The organism is Ruegeria sp. SAZA006 (assembly GCF_059613465.1).
In genome coordinates, this window is the sequence record NZ_JBXWSO010000004.1 from 270,027 (window position 1) to 292,945 (window position 22,919).

21 protein-coding genes are annotated in these 22,919 nt (G+C 61.7%); 6 read left to right on the plus strand and 15 right to left on the minus strand.

The annotated features are described in order from the left end of the window. Window positions 1-5: 5 nt before the first annotated feature. Complete coding sequence (locus tag AC2FNZ_RS03990) at window positions 6-1,322, plus strand: MATE family efflux transporter (protein ID WP_496839602.1); 1,317 nt, start codon at window positions 6-8, stop codon at window positions 1,320-1,322. Here AC2FNZ_RS03990 and arsC read toward each other — a convergent pair. From arsC to AC2FNZ_RS04010, 4 genes are read right to left on the minus strand one after another with little or no spacing between them, the layout of a single operon-like run. Then, on the minus strand, window positions 1,319-1,660 hold the full coding sequence (arsC, locus tag AC2FNZ_RS03995; RefSeq protein ID WP_496839603.1) for an arsenate reductase (glutaredoxin): 342 nt from the start codon (window positions 1,658-1,660) through the stop codon (window positions 1,319-1,321). The genes AC2FNZ_RS03990 and arsC overlap by 4 nt on opposite strands. Next, complete coding sequence (locus AC2FNZ_RS04000; protein ID WP_496839604.1) at window positions 1,657-2,715, minus strand: quinone-dependent dihydroorotate dehydrogenase; 1,059 nt, start codon at window positions 2,713-2,715, stop codon at window positions 1,657-1,659. The genes arsC and AC2FNZ_RS04000 overlap by 4 nt, the downstream gene beginning before the upstream one ends. After that, on the minus strand, window positions 2,712-3,143 hold the full coding sequence (locus AC2FNZ_RS04005; RefSeq protein WP_496839605.1) for a DUF1330 domain-containing protein: 432 nt from the start codon (window positions 3,141-3,143) through the stop codon (window positions 2,712-2,714). The genes AC2FNZ_RS04000 and AC2FNZ_RS04005 overlap by 4 nt, the downstream gene beginning before the upstream one ends. Continuing rightward, window positions 3,140-3,478 carry a DUF952 domain-containing protein gene (locus AC2FNZ_RS04010; RefSeq protein ID WP_496839910.1) on the minus strand — a complete coding sequence of 113 codons (339 nt, stop codon included), beginning with the start codon at window positions 3,476-3,478 and terminating at the stop codon, window positions 3,140-3,142. Before AC2FNZ_RS04010 ends, AC2FNZ_RS04005 begins: the two co-directional genes overlap by 4 nt. A gap of 107 nt (window positions 3,479-3,585) precedes the next feature. On the opposite strand from AC2FNZ_RS04010, the gene AC2FNZ_RS04015 reads away from it, so the two are divergent. Continuing rightward, on the plus strand, window positions 3,586-5,163 hold the full coding sequence (locus tag AC2FNZ_RS04015; protein WP_496839606.1) for a bifunctional metallophosphatase/5'-nucleotidase: 1,578 nt from the start codon (window positions 3,586-3,588) through the stop codon (window positions 5,161-5,163). Between the two features lie 63 nt (window positions 5,164-5,226). Here AC2FNZ_RS04015 and AC2FNZ_RS04020 read toward each other — a convergent pair whose 3' ends face one another. Next, the gene (locus AC2FNZ_RS04020) at window positions 5,227-6,879 is read right to left on the minus strand and encodes a tetratricopeptide repeat-containing sulfotransferase family protein (RefSeq protein WP_093962622.1); all 1,653 of its coding nucleotides are present in this window, start codon (window positions 6,877-6,879) and stop codon (window positions 5,227-5,229) included. A gap of 55 nt (window positions 6,880-6,934) precedes the next feature. Here AC2FNZ_RS04020 and AC2FNZ_RS04025 point away from each other — a divergent pair, with 55 nt between their 5' ends. Both AC2FNZ_RS04025 and mnmH read left to right on the plus strand, forming a co-directional pair. Beyond that, window positions 6,935-7,603 carry an SOS response-associated peptidase gene (locus tag AC2FNZ_RS04025; RefSeq protein ID WP_496839607.1) on the plus strand — a complete coding sequence of 223 codons (669 nt, stop codon included), beginning with the start codon at window positions 6,935-6,937 and terminating at the stop codon, window positions 7,601-7,603. Between the two features lie 51 nt (window positions 7,604-7,654). Then, the gene (gene mnmH / locus AC2FNZ_RS04030) at window positions 7,655-8,707 is read left to right on the plus strand and encodes a tRNA 2-selenouridine(34) synthase MnmH (RefSeq protein ID WP_496839608.1); all 1,053 of its coding nucleotides are present in this window, start codon (window positions 7,655-7,657) and stop codon (window positions 8,705-8,707) included. Here the strand turns inward: mnmH and selD are convergent. The 7 genes from selD to AC2FNZ_RS04065 are packed head-to-tail and all read right to left on the minus strand — an operon-like array spanning window position 8,698 to window position 16,804. Further along, entirely contained in the window at window positions 8,698-10,857 is a 2,160-nt protein-coding gene (gene selD, locus AC2FNZ_RS04035) for a selenide, water dikinase SelD (RefSeq protein ID WP_496839609.1), read from the minus strand. The two genes, mnmH and selD, sit on opposite strands and share 10 nt — an antisense overlap. A gap of 4 nt (window positions 10,858-10,861) precedes the next feature. Continuing rightward, entirely contained in the window at window positions 10,862-11,248 is a 387-nt protein-coding gene (locus tag AC2FNZ_RS04040; protein ID WP_093962618.1) for a Na+/H+ antiporter subunit G, read from the minus strand. A gap of 7 nt (window positions 11,249-11,255) precedes the next feature. Beyond that, window positions 11,256-11,525, minus strand: a complete 270-nt coding sequence (locus tag AC2FNZ_RS04045; protein WP_093962617.1) for a K+/H+ antiporter subunit F — start codon at window positions 11,523-11,525, stop codon at window positions 11,256-11,258. Beyond that, window positions 11,522-12,019, minus strand: coding sequence for a Na+/H+ antiporter subunit E (locus AC2FNZ_RS04050; RefSeq protein ID WP_093962616.1), 498 nt, complete (start codon window positions 12,017-12,019; stop codon window positions 11,522-11,524). The genes AC2FNZ_RS04045 and AC2FNZ_RS04050 overlap by 4 nt, the downstream gene beginning before the upstream one ends. After that, entirely contained in the window at window positions 12,019-13,575 is a 1,557-nt protein-coding gene (locus AC2FNZ_RS04055; RefSeq protein ID WP_496839610.1) for a monovalent cation/H+ antiporter subunit D, read from the minus strand. Before AC2FNZ_RS04055 ends, AC2FNZ_RS04050 begins: the two co-directional genes overlap by 1 nt. Then, window positions 13,572-13,931, minus strand: coding sequence for a Na+/H+ antiporter subunit C (locus AC2FNZ_RS04060; RefSeq protein ID WP_170337694.1), 360 nt, complete (start codon window positions 13,929-13,931; stop codon window positions 13,572-13,574). Before AC2FNZ_RS04060 ends, AC2FNZ_RS04055 begins: the two co-directional genes overlap by 4 nt. After that, entirely contained in the window at window positions 13,931-16,804 is a 2,874-nt protein-coding gene (locus AC2FNZ_RS04065) for a monovalent cation/H+ antiporter subunit A (RefSeq protein WP_093962613.1), read from the minus strand. Before AC2FNZ_RS04065 ends, AC2FNZ_RS04060 begins: the two co-directional genes overlap by 1 nt. Before the next feature lie 237 nt (window positions 16,805-17,041). Here AC2FNZ_RS04065 and AC2FNZ_RS04070 point away from each other — a divergent pair, with 237 nt between their 5' ends. Together AC2FNZ_RS04070 and AC2FNZ_RS04075 are read left to right on the plus strand one after the other, a co-directional pair. After that, window positions 17,042-17,497 (plus strand): rhodanese-like domain-containing protein, encoded by a 456-nt coding sequence (locus AC2FNZ_RS04070; RefSeq protein ID WP_093962612.1) that lies wholly within the window; start codon window positions 17,042-17,044, stop codon window positions 17,495-17,497. Further along, window positions 17,497-18,312 carry a CE1 family esterase gene (locus AC2FNZ_RS04075; protein WP_170581257.1) on the plus strand — a complete coding sequence of 272 codons (816 nt, stop codon included), beginning with the start codon at window positions 17,497-17,499 and terminating at the stop codon, window positions 18,310-18,312. The genes AC2FNZ_RS04070 and AC2FNZ_RS04075 overlap by 1 nt, the downstream gene beginning before the upstream one ends. On the opposite strand, the gene mdoH is transcribed toward AC2FNZ_RS04075, so the two are convergent. From mdoH to AC2FNZ_RS04090, 3 genes are read right to left on the minus strand one after another with little or no spacing between them, the layout of a single operon-like run. Further along, the gene (gene mdoH / locus AC2FNZ_RS04080; protein ID WP_496839912.1) at window positions 18,313-20,184 is read right to left on the minus strand and encodes a glucans biosynthesis glucosyltransferase MdoH; all 1,872 of its coding nucleotides are present in this window, start codon (window positions 20,182-20,184) and stop codon (window positions 18,313-18,315) included. After that, window positions 20,181-21,680, minus strand: a complete 1,500-nt coding sequence (locus AC2FNZ_RS04085; protein ID WP_170509392.1) for an OpgD/OpgG family glucan biosynthesis protein — start codon at window positions 21,678-21,680, stop codon at window positions 20,181-20,183. The genes mdoH and AC2FNZ_RS04085 overlap by 4 nt, the downstream gene beginning before the upstream one ends. Beyond that, window positions 21,677-22,894 (minus strand): OpgC family protein, encoded by a 1,218-nt coding sequence (locus AC2FNZ_RS04090; RefSeq protein ID WP_496839611.1) that lies wholly within the window; start codon window positions 22,892-22,894, stop codon window positions 21,677-21,679. The genes AC2FNZ_RS04085 and AC2FNZ_RS04090 overlap by 4 nt, the downstream gene beginning before the upstream one ends. Between the last annotated feature and the right edge of the window lie 25 nt (window positions 22,895-22,919).

Sequence of the window (22,919 nt, forward strand, 5' to 3'; positions counted from 1 at the left end):
GCAAAATGCGGGACGCCTCGGCACCCATTACGCACAGACGGGTGCTGAAGATCGCGGTGCCGATCGTGCTGTCCAACGCGACGGTGCCGATTCTGGGCGCGGTGGATACTGGCGTGGTCGGCCAGATGGGGCAGGCCGCCCCGATCGGCGCAGTTGGCATCGGTGCGGTCATTCTGGCCACGATCTATTGGGTGTTCGGCTTTCTGCGCATGGGCACGACCGGCTTGGCCGCACAGGCCCGAGGCGCGGGAGACACGGCGGAAACCGGTGCGTTGCTTATGCGCGGTCTGCTCTTGGGCGGCGCGGCGGGGCTATTCTTTATCGTGGCGCAGGTGGCGATTTTAGCCGGGGCTTTCGCGCTGTCGCCCGCCAGCCCCGAGGTCGAGGCGCTGACGCGCGATTACCTCGAGATACGCATCTGGGGCGCACCGGCCACCATTGCGCTTTATGCCGTGACGGGCTGGCTGATCGCGGTCGAACGCACGCGCGGCGTGTTCGTGCTTCAGGTCTGGATGAACGGGCTGAACATCCTGCTGGATTTATGGTTCGTGCTAGGCCTGGGCTGGGGCGTCGAAGGTGTGGCGGTGGCCACTCTGATCGCCGAATGGACGGGTTTGGCGTTGGGCCTGTGGCTGTGCCGCGATGCGTTCGGGGGCAATCAATGGCGCGATTGGGCGCGGATCTTTGACCCCGCCCGCCTGCGCCGGATGATGCAGGTCAATGGCGACATCATGATCCGGTCGGTCCTGCTGACCGGGTCCTTCACCACCTTTCTGTTCGTTGGCGCCGATCTGGGCGACGTGACGCTGGCCGCCAACCAGGTGCTGCTCCAGTTCCTGGAAATCACCGCCTTTGCACTGGACGGGTTCGCCTTTTCCGCCGAGGCGCTGGTGGGCAGCGCCGTTGGGGCCAAGGACCGATACCAGGTCCGGCGCGCCTCGGTCATGGCGTCGCAATGGGGCGTCGGTGGGGCTCTGCTGCTGGGGGTCACGTTTTTTGTAGCGGGGCCCGCGTTGATCGACCTGATGGCCACCGCGCCCGATGTGCGGGTCGCGGCGCGCGAATACCTGATCTGGGCGGCACTGGCCCCGGTGATCGGCGTTGCCAGCTGGATGTTCGACGGCATCTTTATCGGCGCCACCTGGACCCGCGCCATGCGCACCGCCATGATCCAGTCGGTGGCGATCTATGTGGTGGCGCTGTTCCTGCTGGTGCCGACCATGGGCAATCACGGGCTGTGGGCCGCGCTGATGGTGCTGAACACCGCCCGCGCGGTGACGCTGGGCCTGCGCTACCCCCGGCTCGAGGCGCAGGTGGCCTAGAGCAGGGTCAGCAGGTTCTCGGGCGGGCGGCCGATGGCGGCTTTGTCGGCGGTGATCCCGACGGGGCGTTCGATGAGGATCGGGTTCTCGGCCATGGCCTGAACAAGGGCTTCCTCGGGTGTATCCTTGCTCATCCCCAGTTCCTTGAACCGCGCCTCGCCCCTGCGCATCATCTCGATCGCCGGGATGCCCAGCCGGGACAGCACCGCTCGCAGCTCATCCGCGCTGGGCGCGTCCTCGAGATATTTGCGAACGGTGACTTCGGCGCCGCGGTCCTGCAGCAGTGCCAGCCCGGCGCGCGATTTTGAACAGCGTGGGTTGTGCCAGTATTCGATCACAGCCAATCCTCTCGTTTGCTGCCGACGGCGTCAGCCACCGACTTGAACCCGTCCCGCGCCAGCAGGGCATCCAGCCCTTGCGCGATCTCGGCCGCCAGTGACAGGCCGCCATAGACCATCGCGGTATAGAACTGCACGGCCGAGGCCCCGGCGCAGATCTTGGCATAGGCCTGTTCGGCCGTGCCGATGCCACCCGCGCCGATCAGCGGGATCTGCCCGTCGGTCAACTGGCTCAGCCGGGCCAGAACGCGGGTCGATTTCCCGAACAGAGGCGCGCCGGACAATCCGCCGGCCTGATCCTTGTGCGGGCTGCGCAGTCCTTCGCGCGACAAGGTCGTGTTGGTGGCGATGACACCGTCGATGCCCGTGTCACGGGCGACATCGGCGATGTCCCGCAGTTCGTCATCCGTAAGGTCGGGGGCGATCTTCAGAAACACCGGGATCGGCCGCGCCAAGGCTCCGCGGGTTTCCAGCACACCTGCCAGCAGGGCGCTCAGCGCCTCTTTTCCCTGCAGGTCGCGCAGCCTTTCGGTGTTGGGCGACGAGACATTCACCGTGGCGAAATCCAGCCATTGCCCGCAATGGGCCAGCACCTGCGCAAAATCCCGCGCCCGGTCGGTGCTGTCCTTGTTGGCGCCCAGGTTCAGGCCGATCACCGCGTCCTTGGGGCGGTACGCCAGACGCCGGGCCATCGCCTCCATCCCTTCGTTGTTGAAGCCGAACCGGTTGATGGCGGCGCGGTCCTCGGTCAGGCGGAACAGGCGCGGCTTGGGGTTGCCCGGCTGCGGGCGCGGGGTTACGGCACCCACCTCGATAAACCCAAAGCCTGCGCGTGACAGCGGGCCCAGGACTTCGCCATTCTTGTCGAACCCGGCGGCCAGCCCCACCGGGTTGGGCAGGTCGAGCCCGGCCAGTTGCGTGCGCAAGCGCATCGAGGTAACGGGACCGGGCGCCGGGGTCAGACCCGTTTTCAGCGCCGTGATCGAAAGACCGTGCGCGGTTTCGGGGTCCAGGCGATGCAGTGCGACCAGGGCCAGTTTCTCGGTCAGTTTCATCCGAAGGACGCTCCGGTTGGGGCAGGGGCGGTGCGGATCAGGCGCGAGTCGGCCACCGCCGCCTGCCGGTGAATGACCGCCGCGCGATAGGCCGGGTCGGTCACCATCGCGAGAAACGCATGGGCCGAGGGGTAACGGGCGATGAACATCTCGTCCCACGCTTCGCCCTGCGGGCCGATCAGCGTTGTCTGGAACGTGCCGCGCCAGATGATCGAGGCCCCCAGCCGCGCAATGATCGGGGCGGTTTCGGCCCCGTACCGGCGATAGGCTTCGGCGCCGCTCAGCCCCGCGCCGGCCAGGTCGTGGCCTGCGGGATAGACGGCCTTGGCGCGGAATCGTACCAGGTTCAGCATCTCGATCGGGTGATCGCGGTCCAGCGCCTTGAACGCCTCGAAATGGGCGCGGTCGGGGTCGATATGGCCGGTCATCGCATCTCCTTGGGGAAGCGGTGCGCGCCGTTTTCCAGCGGCAGCGGCTTGGCCCAGATCACATCCGCCATGCGCATGTTGCGATAGAGATGTGGGAACAAGGCCCCGCCGCGCGAGACCTCCCATTTCAGATCATCGCCCATTTTCTGGGCATCGCAGGCCAAGAGGGTCAGGTTTTCGGCCCCGGCAAAGTGTTTGGCCGCGGTCTCCGCCGCCTGTTCTGCGGTGGAGAAATGCACGAACCCATCCGCCACATCGATGGGCGCGCCCTGAGTTTCGCCCTGTGCCTGCAGGGCCGCCCATTCCTCGGCCCGGAATATCTTGTAGATCAGCATGGCGCCGTGATGCCCCGCGCGCGGGGTAGAATCAAGCCGCATTTCCCCCTTTGACTCTTTGCCGCCCTCGGCGCACGATCCTGACAATCAATAACAGGGAGTTTCAAATGATTACCCGTTTCCTGACATCCGTGGCGGCCCTTGGTCTGACTGCAGGCATGGCGGCGGCCGACTACAAGCTGACCATTCTGCACACCAACGACTTCCATTCCCGGTTCGAGCCGATCAACAAATATGACAGTGGCTGTGGCGCCGAGGACAATGCCGAGGGCAAATGCTTCGGCGGTTCGGCGCGACTGGTGACCGCGGTCAACGACGCCCGCGCGCGGGCCGAAAACTCGATCCTCGTGGACGGCGGCGACCAGTTCCAAGGGTCCTTGTTCTATACCTACTACAAGGGCAAAGTCGCGGCCGAGTTCATGAACAAGCTGGGCTATGACGCGATGACCGTGGGCAACCACGAATTCGATGATGGCCCCGAGGTTCTGGCGGGCTTCATCGACACCGTCGATTTCCCGGTTCTGATGTCCAATGCGAATATCGAGAACGAGGAACTGCTGACCGACCGGATCATGCCCTCGACCGTGATCGAAGTGGGTGGAGAGAAGATTGGCCTGATCGGCCTGACCCCCGAAGACACCGACGAGCTGGCCTCACCCGGGCCGAATGTCGTGTTCTCTGATCCTGTTCCCGCGGTTCAGTCCGAGGTGGACAAGCTGACGGGGGAAGGCATCAACAAGATCATCGTGCTCAGCCATTCGGGCTATGGCGTCGACCAGCGGGTCGCGCAGGAAACCACGGGTGTTGACGTGATCGTGGGCGGACACTCGAACACCTACCTGTCGAACACTTCGGACAAGGCCGCCGGGCCGTACCCGACCGTGGTGAACGGGGTGCAGATCGTTCAGGCCTATGCCTACGGCAAGTTCCTGGGCGAGCTGAACGTGACCTTCGATGACGACGGCAACGTGGTTCAGGCGGTCGGTGAGCCGCTGATCATGGACAACACCGTGACCGAGGATCAGGCTGCCCTGGATCGCATCGCAGAACTGGCCAAGCCGCTGGACGAGATCCGCAACAAGGTCGTGGCCAACGCCGCGGCTCCGATCGAAGGTGATCGGTCGATCTGCCGCGTGCAGGAATGCGAGATGGGTAACCTGGTGGCCGATGCCATGCTGGCGCGGGTCGCCGATCAGGGCGTTCAGATCGCCATCGCCAACTCGGGTGGCTTGCGCGCCTCGATCGACGCGGGCGACGTGACCATGGGCGAGGTGTTGACCGTTCTGCCCTTCCAGAACACGCTCTCGACCTTCGAGATCAGTGGGCAGGGTATCATCGATGCGCTGGAAAACGGCGTCAGCCAGGTAGAAGAGGTCAAGGGTCGCTTCCCGCAGGTGGCCGGGCTGAAATTCACCTGGGATCCGTCGGTTGCTCCCAACGAAGGCCGCGTGACCGAGGTCATGGTGGCCGAGGGTGATGGCTATGTACCAATCGATCCGGCCAAGACCTATCTGGTGGTGACCAACAACTATGTCCGCAACGGTGGCGACGGGTACAAGGTGTTCTCTGGCGAGGACAAGAATGCCTACGACTTCGGTCCCGATCTTGCGGATGTGACCGCTGAATACCTTGCGGCCAATGGGCCCTACACGCCCTATCTGGACGGACGTATCCAGCAGAAGTGATTGCTGACACAAAGAAAGAAAAGGCCGCATCCCCGGATGCGGCCTTTTTTGTTGGGTTTCGGCTTAATCGAATTCGTACTCGGGCCACAGTTCGGGGTCGAAACCGTCCAACATGGGCCGGATATAATCCGCAACCTGACGCCAGCCGCCAACCGATTTGGTCGAGATTTTGTTGCGCACTTGGTCGATACTGGCCGTACGCACCTGTTTCTTGTTTTCTTCCGGGTGCATCATGCTTTCGCGCCATTCGATCCCGCAGAATTCTGCGACCTGCTTGCTGTAGGTCTCGGGATCGGCCACCAGTTTTTCGTAGGGCACCGTCAGGATGCGATCACCGAAGATGGCGTCCCAATGCTGCATGTAGCGGCGATACATGTTGGCCGAGTGCGCGATCGAGTTCAGGTTCGATGCGTACCGCATACCTCCGGCAGGAAAACGCCGGATCCATTTCGACAGGCCGACGTCCCGCGGGTCGCGCAGCATGTTTATGATCTTGGCGTTGGGGAACGCTGCCAAAAGAAAACCAACCCGCTGGTAGTTGTGCGGCATCTTGTCGACGAAAGCAATCGAGCCCTCGGGGATCGGAGGCATCAACTCGCGGAAATGCTTGGCGAATTCCGCGGCTTCTGCGTCCGAGAATGCCTTCTTTTCGTTCGAGTATGGCGCCGACAGGTCGGACCCGAGGTTCAGCTCTCCACATCCCGCGATGTCGGGGGCGGAACTCAGCATCATTTCCATCAAGGTGGTACCCGACCGAGGCTGTCCGATCACGAAAATCGGCAGGGGCATTTCCTCGATCCCGGAACTTGGGACCGACGCGCTGTCGGGGAACAGGGCGCATATGCGGCGTAGTTTGCGCTCTTCTTCTTCGAAATCGTATGGGTTTTCGTCGTGCTGCACCCTGTTTGCGACTGCAAACTGCGCAAGAGCGGCCTCCAGCCCACCGATCTTCGATTGAAGCTGTGCCAGCGTGAATTCCAGAGTCGAATTGGGGTGTTTCCGCTTTGCGATCGCAGCCTCGACCCGGGGCAACAGTGCTTCGGCCTGTTCGGCGTCTACCATCGACGACAATTGGAACAACGCCGATGCGTGATACGGATCCTTGTCCAGGACGCGCCACAAGAGGTCAGTACAGCCTTTCTTGTCGCCGGCCTGGTGCAGGTCTACCGCTCGGCGGAAGGCGATTTCGATGTTGTCGGGATCCAGCTCATATGCACGCGCAATATCGGCCGAGGCCGCATCCACGAAGCCGACGCGCCCATAGGCCCTGCTGCGGGTGGACAGCAGCTTGGGGTTGTCTGGATCGGTCATCAGTCGCTTGGTGGCGTTCTCGATGATGCTGCGCCAGTTCTTGCCCTTGAGCGTGATTTCATCAATCACCCGGACGATCTCGCGGTTGCCGGGCATCTTTTCGGCCATCTTTTCGGCATAGGCCAACGCTCGCGCGATCTGGCCGGTCTGCATCAGTGCATTCGCGATGTTTTCGACGAATTGCGGGTCGTCCGGTTTCAGGCGGGCGGCTTCCTGGAAATGCGGCAGCGATTTCTTGTACTGCTTCATCTCGGTCAGAACGAACCCGGCAATCGCGTGGTAGTCCGCGTCTTTCGGGAATTTCTTGATGCCGAGGGTAGCTTTCTTCAGAGCCTGAGGAAGCTTGCCGGAGTCCAGATCCGCCACCGCCTTGGCCTTGAGGGAATTTGGTGCTTGATTTGTCATCTGACTGCGCGAGACCCTGTGCCTGATTGAAACTTTTGTTGTTGGTTCATTACCCATGTGCGGACGGTTTGCAATAACTCTTCCCAACGATGCCATGGCGCAGCTGTTTGCTGCGCGGCCTTCAAACGCATTGCCGGCGGTGCCCAACTACAACATCTGCCCGACAAATCAGGTGCATGTCGTGCGCGCCGGAGAGGGAGGGCGGCAGTTGGACCCGCTGCGATGGGGTTTCTTGCCACATTGGTACAAAACCCAAAATGACGGTCCGCTGCTGATCAACGCGCGCGCCGAAACTCTGGCCCAGAAGCCGGCCTTTCGCGCAGCCTGCCGTGATCGGCGCTGTCTGATCGTAGCCACGGGTTTCTACGAATGGACCAAGACACAGGACGGTGCGCGGCTGCCTTGGTACTTTCACCGCAGCGATGGTGCGCCCATCGCCTTTGCCGGGATTTGGCAGAACTGGGGCGAGGGCGAGGCGCGGCAGGCGACCTGCGCGATCGTCACGACCGCAGCCAACGACAATGTGCGTGCGGTGCATCACCGGATGCCGTTGATCATCGAACCGGCGGATTGGGCCTTGTGGCTGGGCGAGGTCGGCAAGGGGGCAGCCCGCCTGATGAAACCCGGCGCCGAGGATGTGTTGCAGTTTCACAGGGTCGGCACGGCCGTTAACTCCAACCGGGCTAGTGGGCCGGACCTTATCGCGCCAGAAACCAATGAATGACATCAGCGGGGCCTTCTTTTCTTTTGCCATCCTGCGCGCTAAACCCCTGTCATGGCCCTGAAATTCTCAAACCTGCCGCAGCTGTACGCGCATCCGTTCGATACGATCATCGATGTGCGCAGCCCGGCCGAGTTTGCCGAGGACCATCTGCCCGGTGCCATCAACCTCCCGGTTCTGGACAATGAGGAACGCGCACGTGTCGGCACGATCTACGTTCAGCAGAGCCCGTTTTTGGCGCGCAAGCTGGGGGCCGCGTTGGTGTTTCGCAATGCCGCCAACCATATTGAGACACAGCTCAGCCTCCACGAGGGAGGTTGGCGACCTCTGGTCTATTGCTGGCGCGGCGGTCAGCGGTCAGGATCCTTCACCTGGATGCTGCAGCAGATAGGCTGGCGAGCCGAGGTGATCGAGGGCGGATACCGCAGCTATCGGCGTCTGGTGAAGCAGTACCTCTATGATGACCCGCTGCCGTTCAAGCTGGTGGCGTTGGATGGCTACACCGGCACTGCAAAAACGGAACTTCTGGCCCGGTTGCAAACGCGCGGGGTGCAGGTTCTGGATCTCGAAGCGTTGGCCAATCACCGCGGATCGTTGCTGGGCGAGCAACCTGGCGGACAACCCAGCCAGAAAGCGTTCGAATCTGCCTTGGCTTCGGCCATGTGCGCCCTTGATCCGGCACGGCCCGTATTGGTCGAGGCCGAGTCGTCAAAAATCGGTTCGTTGATCCTGCCCCCAGCGGTCTGGCAGAGCCTGTGCCAAGCGCCGCGAATCCTTGTCACGGCAGATATCGAGGCGAGAACGGACTATCTTGTCGCTGCCTATGACGACATCCTGTCCGATGCTGAGCGTTTGCAGGACCGCCTGTCGCCGCTGCGGTTTCACCGGGGGCATGATGTCGTGGATGCGTGGATGGCGCAGATTGCCGAGGGCAACAAGACGGCCCTGACGCGCGCCTTGATGGAGCAGCACTATGACCCGGCTTACGAAAAGTCGCGGAGAAACCACCAGTGTGATGTGATCGCGTGCGTTCATGCCGCGTCCTTGACCACGGACGGGCTGGATCAGGTCGCGTCGGAAATCGAAGGGGTTGTGGTTCAGCTCTGAAGGCGCAGGCCGGGTGTGTCGCTCAATACACCGATGACTGCAGCCGGGTAACCAGCGGCACGCAAATGGTCGCAGATATTTCGTGCGTCGTCGGCCGAAACGGCAGCCAGCAACCCACCTGCGGTTTGAGGATCGAACAGCAGATCGGCCTTGCCGCCGATTGAAACTTCGGGCGCGATGGAACGATTGTCGTTGAACAAGCTGGACCGAACACCTTGCTGGCTAAGCTCGAGCGCGCCCTCCATGACCGGGACTGCGTCCAGGTTCAAGACTGCGCCACAGTTGGATGCCTCGCACAGGCCAACAAGATGCCCGGCCAGTCCGAACCCGGTGACGTCAGTCATGGCTTGGGCCTGGGCCAGAATGCGTGCGGCGTCACCCTGCGGCCGCGTCATGTGGTCATAGGCGGCCACTACCCACTCGCCGTTGGCTTGCCTTGCCATTTCCGCGGCCATCAGGACGCCGCTGCCAATCGGTTTGGTCAGGATCAACACATCACCGGGCCGCCCGCCGGACAGGGTGATCGGATCAGACTGGCACAAACCTGTGATGGTGAAGCCGATGGTAAGCTCATCGCCCATCGAGCTATGGCCGCCGACGATCTCAGCCCCGGCGCCGCGCATGACTTCGGTCGCGGTTTGCATGATTTCAGCCATGGTGCGGTGTTGCAGCTGGGAGGACATGCGCGGCAGGATCAGAGTGGTTGTCGCGGCCTGTGGGGTCGCACCCATCGCCCAGATGTCCCCTAGAGCGTGATTGGCCGCGATGCGGGTCATCAGAACAGGGTCCGGAACGAAGCTGCGCAAATGATCTGACGTCAGCACCTGCCGGACGCCTCCAAAGGTCAACATCGCTGCATCATCGCCGGGTAGTGGCGTGACATCCGGACGATCGGATCGCTGTACCGCGGATAGCGCGGCCTGCAAGGCGCCGCGACCTACCTTGGCGCCGCAACCGCCGCACATGGGCTTGTCGCCCAGAGCATCGCGCAGTCCATCCGCATGGTGACGGGGAATTGCGGGGGCTGACATCTGGGGCAGCTCACGAAAGCGACGCATGAACTTCTGGTCGATATGGTTTTTCCACCGCCACATCACAGGTCCGCTGAATGACGTCCCAAAGCGCTCGGCCAGTGCCGAGCGTTCCCCCAGCGAGACCAGCTTCAGGTAATCCTTCTGCGGCTTGTACCGGCGCATGGTTCCAGCCCCGAGAGCTGCGCGCAGGTTGTTGAAGAGAACGGGAGCCTCTCGTACGGCAAAGACGCCAGCCTTGGGGCGCGGCGTGTCATCCAGATGAGCGCAGTCGCCGACTGCGAAGACCGATGGATCGCTGGACTGCAAATACCCGTTCACTCGGATAAAGCCGTCTTGCAGGTCCAGTCCGGTCAGACCGATCCAGTCATAGGGGCGGGCGCCCGCCGCGCCAGTTGTGAAATCGGCCGTGATGTGACGCCCATCGGTCAGTTGCACGCCTTCGGGTGTGATCTGCGCAATTTCGGCCTGTTCGATGCAATCGATGCCAAGCTGTTCCATCGCCCGCCGAATGGTCTGGGCGGCCTTGGGGTTTATCGCTGTCAGGATATGCGCCTTGTCGATCAGAGTGACCGTTGCTTGCCGACCCTTGGCGCGCAGAGCATGGGCCATGGCCATCGCCAGTTCGACGCCCGCGACACCGCCGCCAATGACCGCCACCGAAGCAGGGTCGGTTGTCTCCAGGTACTGGGCCCATTTTGCGGCAAAGGGACCAAGAGGTTTTGCAGGGATGGCATGTTCCGTGAACCCGGGCAAAGACGGCATGTCCGATGTGATTCCGACATTGATCGAGGCAACATCGAAAGCGACATCAGGATGATCGGCCACATTCACCAGCCGCCGGTTCAGGTCCAGGCCGATCGCGGCCCCCAAAATGATCCGGGCCCCCGCAAACCGTGCCAGCCGGATCAGATCGATGTCCAGGTCGCGGCGCGCGTAGTGCCCCGCGACATATCCGGGCAACATCCCGGAATAGGGCGCGGTCGGGCCAGGATTGATCACAGTCAACCGCGCGCCGGGTAGGGAGTTCATCCCCCATTTCCGAAGGAAAAGCGCGTGCGTATGACCTCCGCCCACCAGAACCAGATCGCGGGTAAGTGGCAACGAAGGTGTTTTCATGAAGTCAGTTCGCGCTGTGATCCGGGACGTCTTCGACCTGCTCGACCGCGTGGGTGGCCCAGAGCTTGTCTTCGCCCGCGTCCGGCAGATCTTCGGGGGCTTCATGGCGATGAATGTGCCACTTGGCAATGAACAGAGCCGTGATCGGAGCCGTCAGAAACAGGAACAGCGTGATCAGCAGTTCATGCATGGAAAGGCGCTGCTCGATCAGGATCGAATGAAAGATCGAGGCCAGCAACACACCGCCCACGCCCAGCGTGGTGGCTTTGGTCGGGGCGTGCAGCCGCGACATCGGATCCTTCAGCTTGATCATGCCAAAAGACCCGACAAAGCCGAAAATCCCTGAAACGATCAGGAAAAATGCAATCAGAAGCTCGAAGATGAATTCCATGGCGGCCTCACTCGATAATGTTGCCGCGCAGCATGAAGCGCGCATAGGCCACGGTCGAAACAAACCCGAGCATGGCAATGATCATGGCGGCTTCGAAAAAGATCTCGGTGCCCAGATGCAGGCCGTACAGGATCATCAAGGCGATGGTGTTGATCACCATCGTATCGAGAGCCAGCACTCGCGTTCCCACACCGTCGGCGGTGATGATCCGCCACAGGCACATCATGATCGCGGCCCCAAAGCAGGCAAAGGCAAAATAGATTGCATATTCGATCATTCGAAAATCTCCTTCAGGCGGCGCTCGTAACGCTGCTTGATCTGGTCACGTACCGCGCCCGGATCCGGAGCGTCCAGGCAATGGACCAGCAGACAATGCCCTTGGGCCGAGAGGTCGCAACTGACGGTGCCCGGCGTCATGGTGATGGTTCCAGCCAGAACCGTGATCGCTTCGGGTGTGCGCAGTTCCAGCGGGATTGAAATCCAGTTCGGCTGCCTGTCCGCGTCGCGTTTGAACAGGATGATGCGTGCCACGGTCACGTTGGCCACCACGATGTCCCACAGAACCACGATCATGTACTCAACGACCATGGGCCAGTTCCGCAGGACGGGTCGGTCGGGCCAGTAGGGTTGGGTGATGAAGGGTATGATGATCCCCAGAAGCAATCCAAAGACCAGTGAGTTCAGCGAGGGCGCGTTGGCCAACAGCACCCAGACCAGAGTCAGCAGGAAGCTCAGATGCGGGTGGGGGAATATCCGGCGCAGCAGTTTCATCAGTCTTCCCTTCCCAATACGGCCGAGATGTACTGTTCCGGCGCGAACAGTTGCGCGGCGGTCTTGCGAGTGTAGTCCAGCGAGGGTCCGGCGAACAGGGTCAGCAGGACGAGACCCAGAACCACTCCGAACACCGAGGTGAACGCCAGCCCCGGCTGCGGTTCAGGCGCGGGCCGGTGCGACGGTTCATCATCGTTGATGGCCTCGGTTTCGGGTTCCGGTTTAATCTGTGTGCTGGCGTCATAGCTTTTCCAGAAGATCAGGGACCCAGCGCGAGCCAGACCCACGATGGTGACAAAGGATCCGATCAGAACGACCGCCCAGACCGCAGTGGCATCCGGCGCATACCACGACGCATCCAGCACTAGAAGCTTGCCGATGAACCCTGACAACGGCGGCATGCCCGCCATCGCTATGGCTCCAACAAAGAACAGCGCCGAGATCAGCCCGCTTTGCGGCATCGGGGGGCGGGGCGCAATGGCCCCTCCTCGACGTTCCATCACCAGATCGGCCACCAGGAACAGCAGCGCGGTCGCAAGGGTTGAATGGTAGACGTAGTACAGAGCGGCGGCTGTGGCCGTCGCGGTGAACAAAGAAATAGCCACCAGCAGCGTTCCCATCGAGGCGATGGCGCAAAACGCAACCATGCGCGCGATGTGCCGCGTGCCCAGAATGCCGATCGAACCGATGGCAAGGGTCAACAGCGCGGCAGGTTGTAGCCAGTCACCAACCAGTCCTTCGGTGACGGCAACATCCGGGCCGAATGCCAAAGTATAAACCCGCAGGATCGAATAGGCCCCCACCTTGGTCATGATCGCAAACAGCGCGGCCACTGGCAGCGGCGCGTTGGCATAGCTGGCGGGCAGCCAGAAATGCAGCGGCAGGACAGCGGCTTTGATGCAGAAGACCAGCAACAGCAGAACCGCACCCACGCGCAACAGGGCGGTGTCTTCGGCCGGAATTTCAGCGACGCGCACGGCCAGGTCAGCCATGTTCAGGGTACCGGTAACCGAATAGATCGTGCCCAATGCAAACAGGAACAGGGTTGACCCCAAGAGGTTGTAGGTGACGTATTGCACCCCGGCTTTCAGCCTTACGGCGCCGCCGCCGTGGGTCATCAGGCCGTAGGAGGCGATCAACAGCACCTCGAAGAATACGAACAGGTTGAAAGCGTCCCCGGTCAGGAAGGCGCCGCAGACACCCATCAGCTGGAATTGGAACAACGGGTGAAAGTGGTTGCCGCGTTCGTCCCATCCGGACGCGATGGCGTACAGCACGACAGGCAAGGCCAGCAACGCCGTCAGCAGCACCATCATCGCGGACAGCCGGTCAAGGACCAGAACAATGCCAAACGGGGCCGGCCAATCGCCCAACTCGTAGACGTAAATCTCGCCTCCCGCCGCCTGCGCAGTGATGGTCAGCGCGATGCCGAGCAGACCCACCACACCGGCGACTGAAAAGATACGCTGCAGGTCCAGATGGTACCGCAGAACCATGATGATGAAGGGGGCCAGGATCGCGGGCAGGACGATCGGCGCAACGATCCAGTGGTTCATGCGTCTTCTCCTGCGTCATCCACACTGTCCTGCGCGGCCATGTCTATGTGGTCATCCTTCGAGGACAGGTAGGCCCCCAAAGCGATCATCACGATCACAGCTGTCATCCCGAACGAGATCACAATAGCCGTCAGCACCAGAGCCTGCGGCAATGGATCGGTATAGGGAACCTCTTCGTATTTGTTCAGCACCGCCGGCGCGTTCACGGCCAGCCGTCCCGTGGCGAACAGGAACACGTTGACCGCATAGGTCAGCAGAGACAGGCCCAAGATGACTGGAAAGGTCCGGCGACGCAGGATCAGAAAGATCCCTGCGGCGGTCAGAACGCCAACGGCCGATGCGACGAGTGCTTCCATCAGCCCTGCTCCTTCGCTTTTTCTTGTTCTTCGGCCAGATCATCCCGCAACGGGTTGATGTCCATCGGGAATTCCTGCGCCATGCCCGGCCGCCACGCAAAGCGCGACAGGCTGTCCAAGGCCAGCATCACAGCGCCCAGAACCGCTAGGAACACGCCTGTGTCGAACAGCATGGCCGTGGCCCATTCGAATTCTTCCAGCGGTGGCCAATGCAGATAGCCGAAATCGCTTGTCAGGAAGGGCCGCTCGTTGAACCAGGCGCCCAAACCCGTGGCCGCAGCGATCAGAACACCCCAGCCGATGGTGCCATGGTAGTAGAACCGCTGCCGCTCGATCGCCCAGGTATAGCCGCTGGCCATGTACTGCATCAGGAAGGCGATCGCGACCACCAGACCGGCGATGAACCCGCCTCCGGGCTGGTTGTGTCCGCGGAAGAAGATGTAGGCACCTACCATCAGGGCGATCGGCATCATCACACGTGTCGCAACAACCATCATCAGCGGGTGCGAGTCACCTGACTGGGGCCAGTGCGGTTTGCGGTTCAGCAGATAGGCGCGGACACTGGTGCCCAGCACGGCCTCGGTCAGGGCAAAGATGATAAGGGCCGCGATCCCCAGCACGATGATCTCGCCGAAGGTATCAAATCCCCGGAAGTCCACCAGGATCACGTTGACCACGTTGGTTCCGCCGCCACCCTTGTAGGAATTGGCCAGGTGGAACTCCGAAATCGTCGGGAAGGCGAAATCGCGCAGCATGAGCGCATAGATCAAGCCCCCTGCGCCGATGCCGGCCACCACTGAAATGGCAGCATCACGCCAGCGCCGTGCCGCGCTGCTGTCCCATGGGGTCTCGGTCGGAAGAAAATTCAGCGACAGCAGCAGCAGGATCATCGTCACGACTTCGACCGAGATCTGCGTCAGAGCCAGATCAGGCGCGGACAGATAGTTGAAGGCCATCGACACGATCAGGCCTACGACACCGATCAAAACAAGTGATAGCAAACGGTTCCGGTGGAACCACATGATGCCCATCGTCGCCACGATCAGGCACAGCCAGCCGATGATCGGAATGATCGGAGCCGGCAGCGGAACCCGCGTTTCCACGCCAATCGTACCGGTCGAATAGGCATAGTATCCAAGGCCGACCGTAAAGGCGATCAGGATGATCGCATAGCGGCTGATGACTCCGTTGTGCAACTCGTCCGTGATCCAGCGGCTGGCGGCGGTAAATCCGCCGATCACGGCGTCGAAGATGGTCTTGGCCTCGGGGCGGGGCAGGATATTCCAGACGTGCTCGCCGCGCCGGTGCAAAGCCAACAGGAAGAGGCCGCCAAAAGTTGCGACGATCGACATGTACAAGGCGGGCGTGAACCCGTGCCACAGCTTCAGTGAATAATAGGGCAGCTTTTCGCCACCGATGACCGCGGAAGACACAACCGCAACCAAGGGGCCGACGATGGCGGCCGAGTTCAGGCCGATCAGCACGACCAGCACAACCAGGAATGCCGGAGCCAGCCACAGCCCCACTGGCGGGTCATGCGGGTGCGCAGGGTAATCTTCGCGTTCAGGGCCCAGGAAGACGTGGGACACGAACCGGAAGGAATATGCGGCAGAGAAGATCGCGGCCACCAGGGCAAGGGCTGGCACCAGATAGTGCGAGTTTCGCCAGACCGTGTGCACGGTTTCTTCCAGCATCATTTCCTTCGACAGGAAACCGTTCAGAGGTGGAATCCCTGCCATGGACAAAGCGGCGATTGTCCCGATCGTGAAGGTGATCGGCATCAAATGGCGCAGCCCGCCCAGGCGCTTGATGTTCCGGGTGCCGGTTTCGTGGTCCACGATCCCGGCGGTCATAAACAGGGCGGCCTTGAAAGTGGCGTGGTTGATGATGTGGAAGATGGCGGCCACGACCGCGATCTTGGTGCCGAACCCCAGCAGCATCGTGACCAGCCCCAGATGCGACACTGTCGAAAAGGCCAGCAGCGCCTTGAGGTCATCCTTGAACAGCGCGATCACTGCACCGATCAGCATGGTTATCAGGCCGGTGGTGGCGACGATGTAGAACCACGCCTCGGTCCCGGCCAGAACCGGCCACATGCGCGCCATCAGGAACAGACCAGCCTTCACCATTGTCGCCGAGTGCAGGTACGCGGAAACCGGCGTTGGCGCGGCCATGGCATGAGGCAGCCAGAAATGGAACGGGAACTGGGCCGACTTGGTGAAACATCCCAGCAGGATCAGTATCAACGCTGGCAGGTAGTAGGGCGAAGACTGGATCAGCTCCCGGTTCTGGAGGATCACGCTCAGGTCATAGGACCCCACGATATTGCCCAGGATCAGCATCCCCGCGATCATCGCCAGCCCGCCGGACCCGGTGACCGCCAGCGCCATCCGCGCGCCCTGTCGACCTTCGGGCAGGTGTTTCCAATAACCGATGAGCAAGAACGAACTGAGCGAGGTCAGTTCCCAGAAAACCAGCAAAAGCAGGATGTTGTCGGACAGAACGATACCGACCATCGCGCCCTGGAACAGCAGGAGATAGGTATAGAATTGCCCCATAGGGTCTTCACGCGACAGGTAGAACCGCGCGTACAGGATGATCAACAACCCGATGCCGAGGATCAGCAGCGCGAACAGAAATCCCAGCCCGTCCAGCATGAAATTGGCGTTCAACCCCAGCCCCGGAATCCAGTCGAACCGCGCGGTGACCACCGTGCCGTTCATGACGTCCGGGATATGAATCAGCAGCCCCATCAAGGCCAGAAACGTGGTCAATCCCGCTGCCGATGCGGCTGCGTTGCGCCCGGCGCGGATTAGCAGGGCGGGAAAGACAGCTCCGAGGAAGGGAAGGGCCGCGATAAGGAATAGGGACAAGTGCGATACTCCAGGCTGAGCGGTCAGGGTGCTGTTGATTTTGTAAGGATAATTTATTGACTGTCCAGCTATTGCAAGTTTTTCACCTTGCACTACTCCCCGCGATTTTTCAGCTAAAGCCTGCGCGAAAATGACGCGAACTTGATCTGCGCCCGGCTTTTCGGCGCAGCGCCGGAGGCGCACCCGTGATAAAACCGGCGTGGAAAAACCGGAGGGTGCACATTGGCGATCAAAACCATGCTCAGCCGCAGAGGCGTGTTCCTTGGGGGCGCAGCCGCTGTTCTCGCGGGTTTTGCGATCCGTGAATACCGTCTGATCCCCGAAGACTTTTCTGGCGGTACGTTGACCGTTGCTCAGGCGCACGAAAAGGCTGTTGCGGGGGAAATCCTGTTGCTCGACATCCGGACCCCGCGCGAATGGCGTGCCTCAGGCATCGGGCAGGGCGCTCAACCGCTGGACATGCGCCGTGAAGACTTTCTGGATGCGTTGGATCGCCTGTCCGGCGGTGACAAGGGGCGGCCGATTGCCGTGATCTGTGCCCGTGGTGTGCGGTCAGCGCGGCTTGGCAACAGGTTGACCGAGGCGGGCTACGGCAACATCCTTGACGTGCCCGAAGGGATGCTGGGGTCAGCCGCAGGTCCGGGCTGGGTGCGGGCCGGGCTGCCGGTGCAGGCGTATTCGGAGGGGGCGTGATGAGGCTCAGGGATCTGTTGGCCGTGTTGTTCGCAACGGCCGCAACTCCGGTATTGGCCGCGTGTGGGCAGGATCAGGGTGTTTGCGAGACGGACTCCGGAAGCTATCGCATCGAGTTGCCGGAAGACTCCAACCCGCCTTTGGTCGTGTTCCTGCATGGGTATGGCGGCAGCGCGCAGGGAACCATGAAAAACCGCGGCATGGTCGAACCCTTGCTGGCGCGGGGATATGCGGTCATGGCCCCCGAGGGGGCCGAGCGGAACGGTCGAAAAAGCTGGAGCTTCTATCCGGGGTGGGACGGGCGAGACGAAGCCGCGTTCCTGAAGGAGGTTGTTGCGGATGCGGCCCAACGGTTCGGGGTCGATGACCATCGCGTGGTGCTGGGGGGATTCTCGGCCGGCGGCTTCATGGTGAATTATTTGGCCTGCGCCGATCCCGAGGCATTCTCGGCCTACGTGCCTGTCTCAGGAGGATTCTGGCGCCCGCATCCCGAAAGCTGCGCGGGGCCCGTGCGCCTTTTTCACACACATGGCTGGACTGACAACGTGGTGCCGCTAGAGGGGCGCGCACTGGGCGGCGGTCGGTTCCTTCAGGGCGATATCTTCGCCGGGCTCGAGATCTGGCGGCAGGCCAACGAATGCGCCGACAACCGTCCAGACGGGTTTTCAACGACAGGCCAGTTCATGCGTCGCAAGTGGACCGCCTGTGCTGACGGCAGCGCATTGGAGTTCGCGCTGTTTCCCGGCGGTCATTCCGTCCCTCGGGGTTGGGCCGACATGATGGTGGATTGGTACGAAGGGTTGCCCGGCGGGTGATCATTCCGCCGGGGTCATGGTTCCCTTGCCCTCGATCAGGCGTTTCAACTCGTTGCGATGCGAACGTGCCGCCCGCGTGATGGCGGGCTCGTGGAAATCCTCGGGCATGCCGACCATGCGACGCGCCGCAGCCGCAGATACGCCGCTGAGAGCGGAGAGCGGTACCGCAAAAGTCAGGCTGATGGCGATTGGCGCCAACCAGACTGAGACCAACCCAGCCAGGATGCCCGCGCTCAGCGCAAGGCCGCTGATGGTTTCGAGCGCATGACACACGATCAGCGTCCGCAGCCCATAGGTGCCGCCATCTCGTGCCTGCGGGGTCCAGCCTTTTTGCACACCGAGAAGGGTGCGGAACACGGCGATCATCTGCTGCACCATAAGGATCGGTGCGTACAGGATCGACAGCACGACCTCGAACAGGAATGACGCAAGAAACCGGGTCCGGCCGCCGAAATCTTCATAGCGAACACCGCTGAGGGGCAATGCCAGAGCACCCAGAATCTTGGGGGCCAGCAGCATCGCGTACATGACAAGTATGATCAGAACATGCCGCGTTTCGGTCATTTCCGGCCACTGGGGGAACATCGGATTGTCCGGGCTGAAATAGTGCAGCACCGAAGCATCTTTGCCCTGACCGATCAACGCCCACATGACCAGCAGTGCGAACCACAAGGGTGACATCAGGTATCCGACGGCGCCGTGGAACAGATGAAACCGCGACACGGCCCGAAACCCGGTCGAGCCCAGCAGTCGCAGATGCTGCAGGTTGCCTTGGCACCAGCGGCGGTCGCGTAGGGCGTGGTCGATCAATGTCGGAGGTGTTTCCTCGTACGAGCCTCGGATGCGCGGCAGAAAGCGCACGCCCCAACCGGCACGGCGCAGCAACCCGGCCTCGACGAAGTCGTGGCTCATGATCAGCTGTTCCTGGCCCGAGAGCGAGCGCAGCTTGGGCAGACCTGCGCAGGTCGCAAAGGCCTTGGTGCGGATGATGGCGTTGTGGCCCCAATAGTTGCCTTCCTGGCCGCACCAACGGGACAGGCCCTCGGCAAATGCGATGCCGTACACACCATTGGCGAATTGCTGCATCCGGGCAAAGACGGACTGGGCACCGATCAGTTGCGGATAGCTTTGGATCAGGCCGGCGCCGGGATCGCGGGCCAGCGCGTCGGTCAGCCGCGCGATCGCACGCCCGGTCATCAGGCTGTCGGCGTCCAGAACCAGCATTGCATCCCAAGCGCCACCCCAGCGGCTGACCCAATCAGCGATATTGCCGACCTTTCGGTCCGTATTCTGTTCCCTGCGTCGGTAATACAGCTCAAGCCCCGGGGCGAGCGTGGTACGCAGCGCCTCGATGCTGGCCTGTTCCTGGGCCGCGATTTCCGGATCGCGGGTGTCGGACAGGATGAACATCGCATAGCGATGCTTGCCCCCTCGGGCGCGCAGTTCTTCCAGCATCGTGCGGGCATTGCCCAACACGTTCCACGGCACTTCGTTGTAGACGGGCATCAGCAAAGCGACCCGCAGTGGCTGCGCACGACCCTGCCGTACCGGACGCTCTTGCCGGGCAAGAGAGACCATGCCCAGTAGGACTGTGCAGACCGTGAAGGAAATCCAGAAGAAATTGAACGAAATCAATGCCAACAGGATGGCTTCGACCACGTTTATCCCTTCGGCGTCGAACCAGTCCGCCATGACCCACAACAAAGCAACCGAGGCCGCCATGGCAGGGGAAAACGCCAATGCGCGCCAAAGGCCCGCCGACGACCGGCGGGCATCCGCAGGTGCTTGGGCGTCCCGAAACCCGGCGGCAAAATCCTGCTCCGGCATCGCCAGCGGTGCCTCGGGCGGCATGATTTTCAGGTCCGGGTTCATGCTGTCCATCTGTACATCCAGACTTCCGAGGCGGGCTCGTCACCCAGCCTCAATTGCGCGCGCAATTCGACGTGGTCGCGGTCGCCCGGCTGAAACGAAAAGGCCAGACGCAAGCCGCCCGTATCCGGGTTGCGTTGCAGAACCCCATCCGAAGTTTCCGCATGAGGCGACTGCACGAACACGCTGAGGGCGTCCGGATCGTCGAACAACTCGCTGGCTTCGAAGTCGATCACCGCAAGCCGCCCTTCGCCGAAAGTGTTCTCGCCCATGGCGGTGTTGATCACCCGCGGCATGGCGGTCCGCTGAGGTTCCTCGCCCCAGATCAGGCGGTACGACAAGTCGAGCTGAGCACCGGCAGCGACCGGTTCAGCGGGACGCCAATAGGCGACAATGTTGTCGTAGATCTCCTGATCGGCCGGAATTTCGACCAGAGTGACCGTACCTTTGCCCCAATCGCCCATCGGCTCGACCCAAAGGCCGGGGCGCTTGTGGTATTGCGCCTCGAGGTCGGCATAGTCGGAAAACGCGCGTTTGCGCTGCATCAATCCGAACCCGCGCGGATTCATGTCGACGAATGAGGACACCTGCAATCGCTTGGGATTGGCGAGCGGGCGCCAAATCACTTCTCCGGCCCCGTTTCGGATCATCAGACCGTCGCTGTCATGCACGGCCGGACGGAAATCGTCGAACCGGTTGTGATTGGTCTGATCGAACAGGAACATCGACGTCCCCGGTGCGATCCCGACGTGGGGAAGCTCTTCCCGAGCAAACAGGGTCGCCTGCACCTCCATGATGCAGTCGGCGCCGGCGGTGATATCGAACCGGTAGGCGCCGGTTACACTGGGGCTGTCCATCAGGGCGTGAACGATCATGTTGCGTTGGCCGGGCTTTGGGCGCTCCAGCCAAAATCGGATGAAATCCGGAAATTCTTCGCCCTCGGGATCCCCGGTTTTCAGTGCAAGACCTCGGGCTGACAGACCATAAACCTCGTGCAGGCCGATGGCACGGAAATAGCTGGCTCCCTGAAAGACGCAGAACTCGTCCGTCTTGCCAGGGCGATGCATCTCGGTGCGCAGCCGGAAACCCGAAAAACCCAGCGTTTCGTCTACGGGCAGATCGGGGACATCCTCGGCCCGGTCGAACATCTCGAGGTCGAAGGCAACCGGCGCGGTCATCCCGTTCTCAACCGCCGAGACCTGAACGGTTCGCGGGAAGTAGAGGCCGGGAGTGAAGAAATCGACGTTGAACGGCGTATCGGTCCCGTACCAAAGCGCACGGTCCAGCCGGAAACGGATGGAGCGGTACTGTTCGTAGGTGAGGTCCTGCCACGCCTGCGGAACGGTTTCGCGCGCCTCGTAGGGGCGGCTGGCCAGATCGCGGGCAAGGGCGATGATATCGGCCCGGTCGAATGGCACCTCGCCACCGGTGGCAAAGGTGGCCGGGGCGAAGGCCAGCGCCGTAGTCGACGCAAGGAATGCACGACGCGTGAACTTCATGACTTCGATTTCCATGGGTGTGATTTGAACCAAGCGGCCAGATAAGCCACGCCGATGATCAACGCAAATCCAATTAGGTTTGCGGCCAGAACGGTGGCGAAATCCCGCACAAATTCGTCGAGGAAAACGCCGATAAGTCGTGCCGCTGCCATGGAAAATACAAAAACCGCCAAGGACTGCTGGCCCACTTTGGTGATCTGCTTCAGGATCCATCGCCACAGCTGCGCGCCGATCGTGTTGCCGGTGGCGATCAGGCGGTGCCCATGTTGCCCAGCAGCCACCCATCCCAGGTAGGCCAGCGACAGGAAGTGCATGTACCGGAACAGGCCGAAATCGGTTTTTTCGCGCAGCTCGCTTGTCAGAGGCCAGACCTTTCGGATGTTCTCGGCAAGATCCGGCGCGGCCGCCTGGACCCACAAGAACACTTTCCACGATCCGAACGGGGCTGAGAGGACAAGGAACAATGCCGCGGCCCAGATCAGCGTCTTGGAAACCGGCGGTGCAGGAATCCAGCCCCGCATGAATGCAAAGCCGGTGAAAAACAGCAACTGCCATCCAAACGGGTTGAAGAACCACTGGCGGTCCGACCACGGTTCGGCCGGAAGCGCCAACATACCGGTCTGCGCCACCAGCCAGATCGCGACCGAGACCAACCCGACTGCCCAGATGCTGAGGCGCGACAGGCCCATGAACATCGGCATCATTGCCAGAACGACCAAGTACATCGGCAGGATGTCGAAATAGTTCGGCACATAGGTCAGGGTGAACAGCCCTACCATCTGTGGCATCGGGTCGTTGAAGAAATGCTGCAGGTTCAATCCCGAGACATAGCTTTTGTCGAAGGCTCCCGACAGATCCAGCGCTGCCATGGACATTGCGACAAAGAAAAACAGGCAAATATGGGCCCAGTAGACCTGCCAGATGCGGAAGCTGACCCGGGCGGTCCCCATCCACCAGCCCTTGCGCTCAAACGCGCCGCCAAAGGCGATCGCCGAAGCCATGCCCGAGCAGAAAACAAAGATTTCAGTCGCGTCCGAGAATCCGAAACGGGCCGGGATCCATCTGGCCCAGGGGTCGTTCGGGATATGCGCGATCAGGATGATGAACATCGCAATACCGCGATAGAAATCCAGCCGCGGGTCGCGGGTTGTGGCAGCAGGGGCGGAGGATGCCGCCACCGGTGCAAAATCAGAAGCGGGCGAAGCGGTCGCCATTCGTTTCTCTGTCCTTTGTGGTCGT

Bases quoted from the DNA above. Each gene is read 5' to 3' on its own strand.
- AC2FNZ_RS04025 (WP_496839607.1), top strand. From the start codon at position 6,935: ATGTGCGGACGGTTTGCAATAACTCTTCCCAACGATGCCATGGCGCAG.
- AC2FNZ_RS04085 (WP_170509392.1), bottom strand. From the start codon at position 21,680: ATGAAGTTCACGCGTCGTGCATTCCTTGCGTCGACTACGGCGCTGGCC.
- AC2FNZ_RS04060 (WP_170337694.1), bottom strand. From the start codon at position 13,931: ATGGAAGCACTCGTCGCATCGGCCGTTGGCGTTCTGACCGCCGCAGGG.
- AC2FNZ_RS03990 (WP_496839602.1), top strand. From the start codon at position 6: ATGCGGGACGCCTCGGCACCCATTACGCACAGACGGGTGCTGAAGATC.
- AC2FNZ_RS04040 (WP_093962618.1), bottom strand. From the start codon at position 11,248: ATGGAATTCATCTTCGAGCTTCTGATTGCATTTTTCCTGATCGTTTCA.
- AC2FNZ_RS04000 (WP_496839604.1), bottom strand. From the start codon at position 2,715: ATGAAACTGACCGAGAAACTGGCCCTGGTCGCACTGCATCGCCTGGAC.
- AC2FNZ_RS04010 (WP_496839910.1), bottom strand. From the start codon at position 3,478: ATGCTGATCTACAAGATATTCCGGGCCGAGGAATGGGCGGCCCTGCAG.
- AC2FNZ_RS04020 (WP_093962622.1), bottom strand. From the start codon at position 6,879: ATGACAAATCAAGCACCAAATTCCCTCAAGGCCAAGGCGGTGGCGGAT.
- AC2FNZ_RS04045 (WP_093962617.1), bottom strand. From the start codon at position 11,525: ATGATCGAATATGCAATCTATTTTGCCTTTGCCTGCTTTGGGGCCGCG.
- AC2FNZ_RS04050 (WP_093962616.1), bottom strand. From the start codon at position 12,019: ATGAAACTGCTGCGCCGGATATTCCCCCACCCGCATCTGAGCTTCCTG.
- mdoH (WP_496839912.1), bottom strand. From the start codon at position 20,184: ATGAACCCGGACCTGAAAATCATGCCGCCCGAGGCACCGCTGGCGATG.
- AC2FNZ_RS04055 (WP_496839610.1), bottom strand. From the start codon at position 13,575: ATGAACCACTGGATCGTTGCGCCGATCGTCCTGCCCGCGATCCTGGCC.
- AC2FNZ_RS04090 (WP_496839611.1), bottom strand. From the start codon at position 22,894: ATGGCGACCGCTTCGCCCGCTTCTGATTTTGCACCGGTGGCGGCATCC.
- selD (WP_496839609.1), bottom strand. From the start codon at position 10,857: ATGAAAACACCTTCGTTGCCACTTACCCGCGATCTGGTTCTGGTGGGC.
- AC2FNZ_RS04005 (WP_496839605.1), bottom strand. From the start codon at position 3,143: ATGACCGGCCATATCGACCCCGACCGCGCCCATTTCGAGGCGTTCAAG.
- AC2FNZ_RS04070 (WP_093962612.1), top strand. From the start codon at position 17,042: ATGCTCAGCCGCAGAGGCGTGTTCCTTGGGGGCGCAGCCGCTGTTCTC.
- AC2FNZ_RS04015 (WP_496839606.1), top strand. From the start codon at position 3,586: ATGATTACCCGTTTCCTGACATCCGTGGCGGCCCTTGGTCTGACTGCA.
- AC2FNZ_RS04075 (WP_170581257.1), top strand. From the start codon at position 17,497: ATGAGGCTCAGGGATCTGTTGGCCGTGTTGTTCGCAACGGCCGCAACT.
- mnmH (WP_496839608.1), top strand. From the start codon at position 7,655: ATGGCCCTGAAATTCTCAAACCTGCCGCAGCTGTACGCGCATCCGTTC.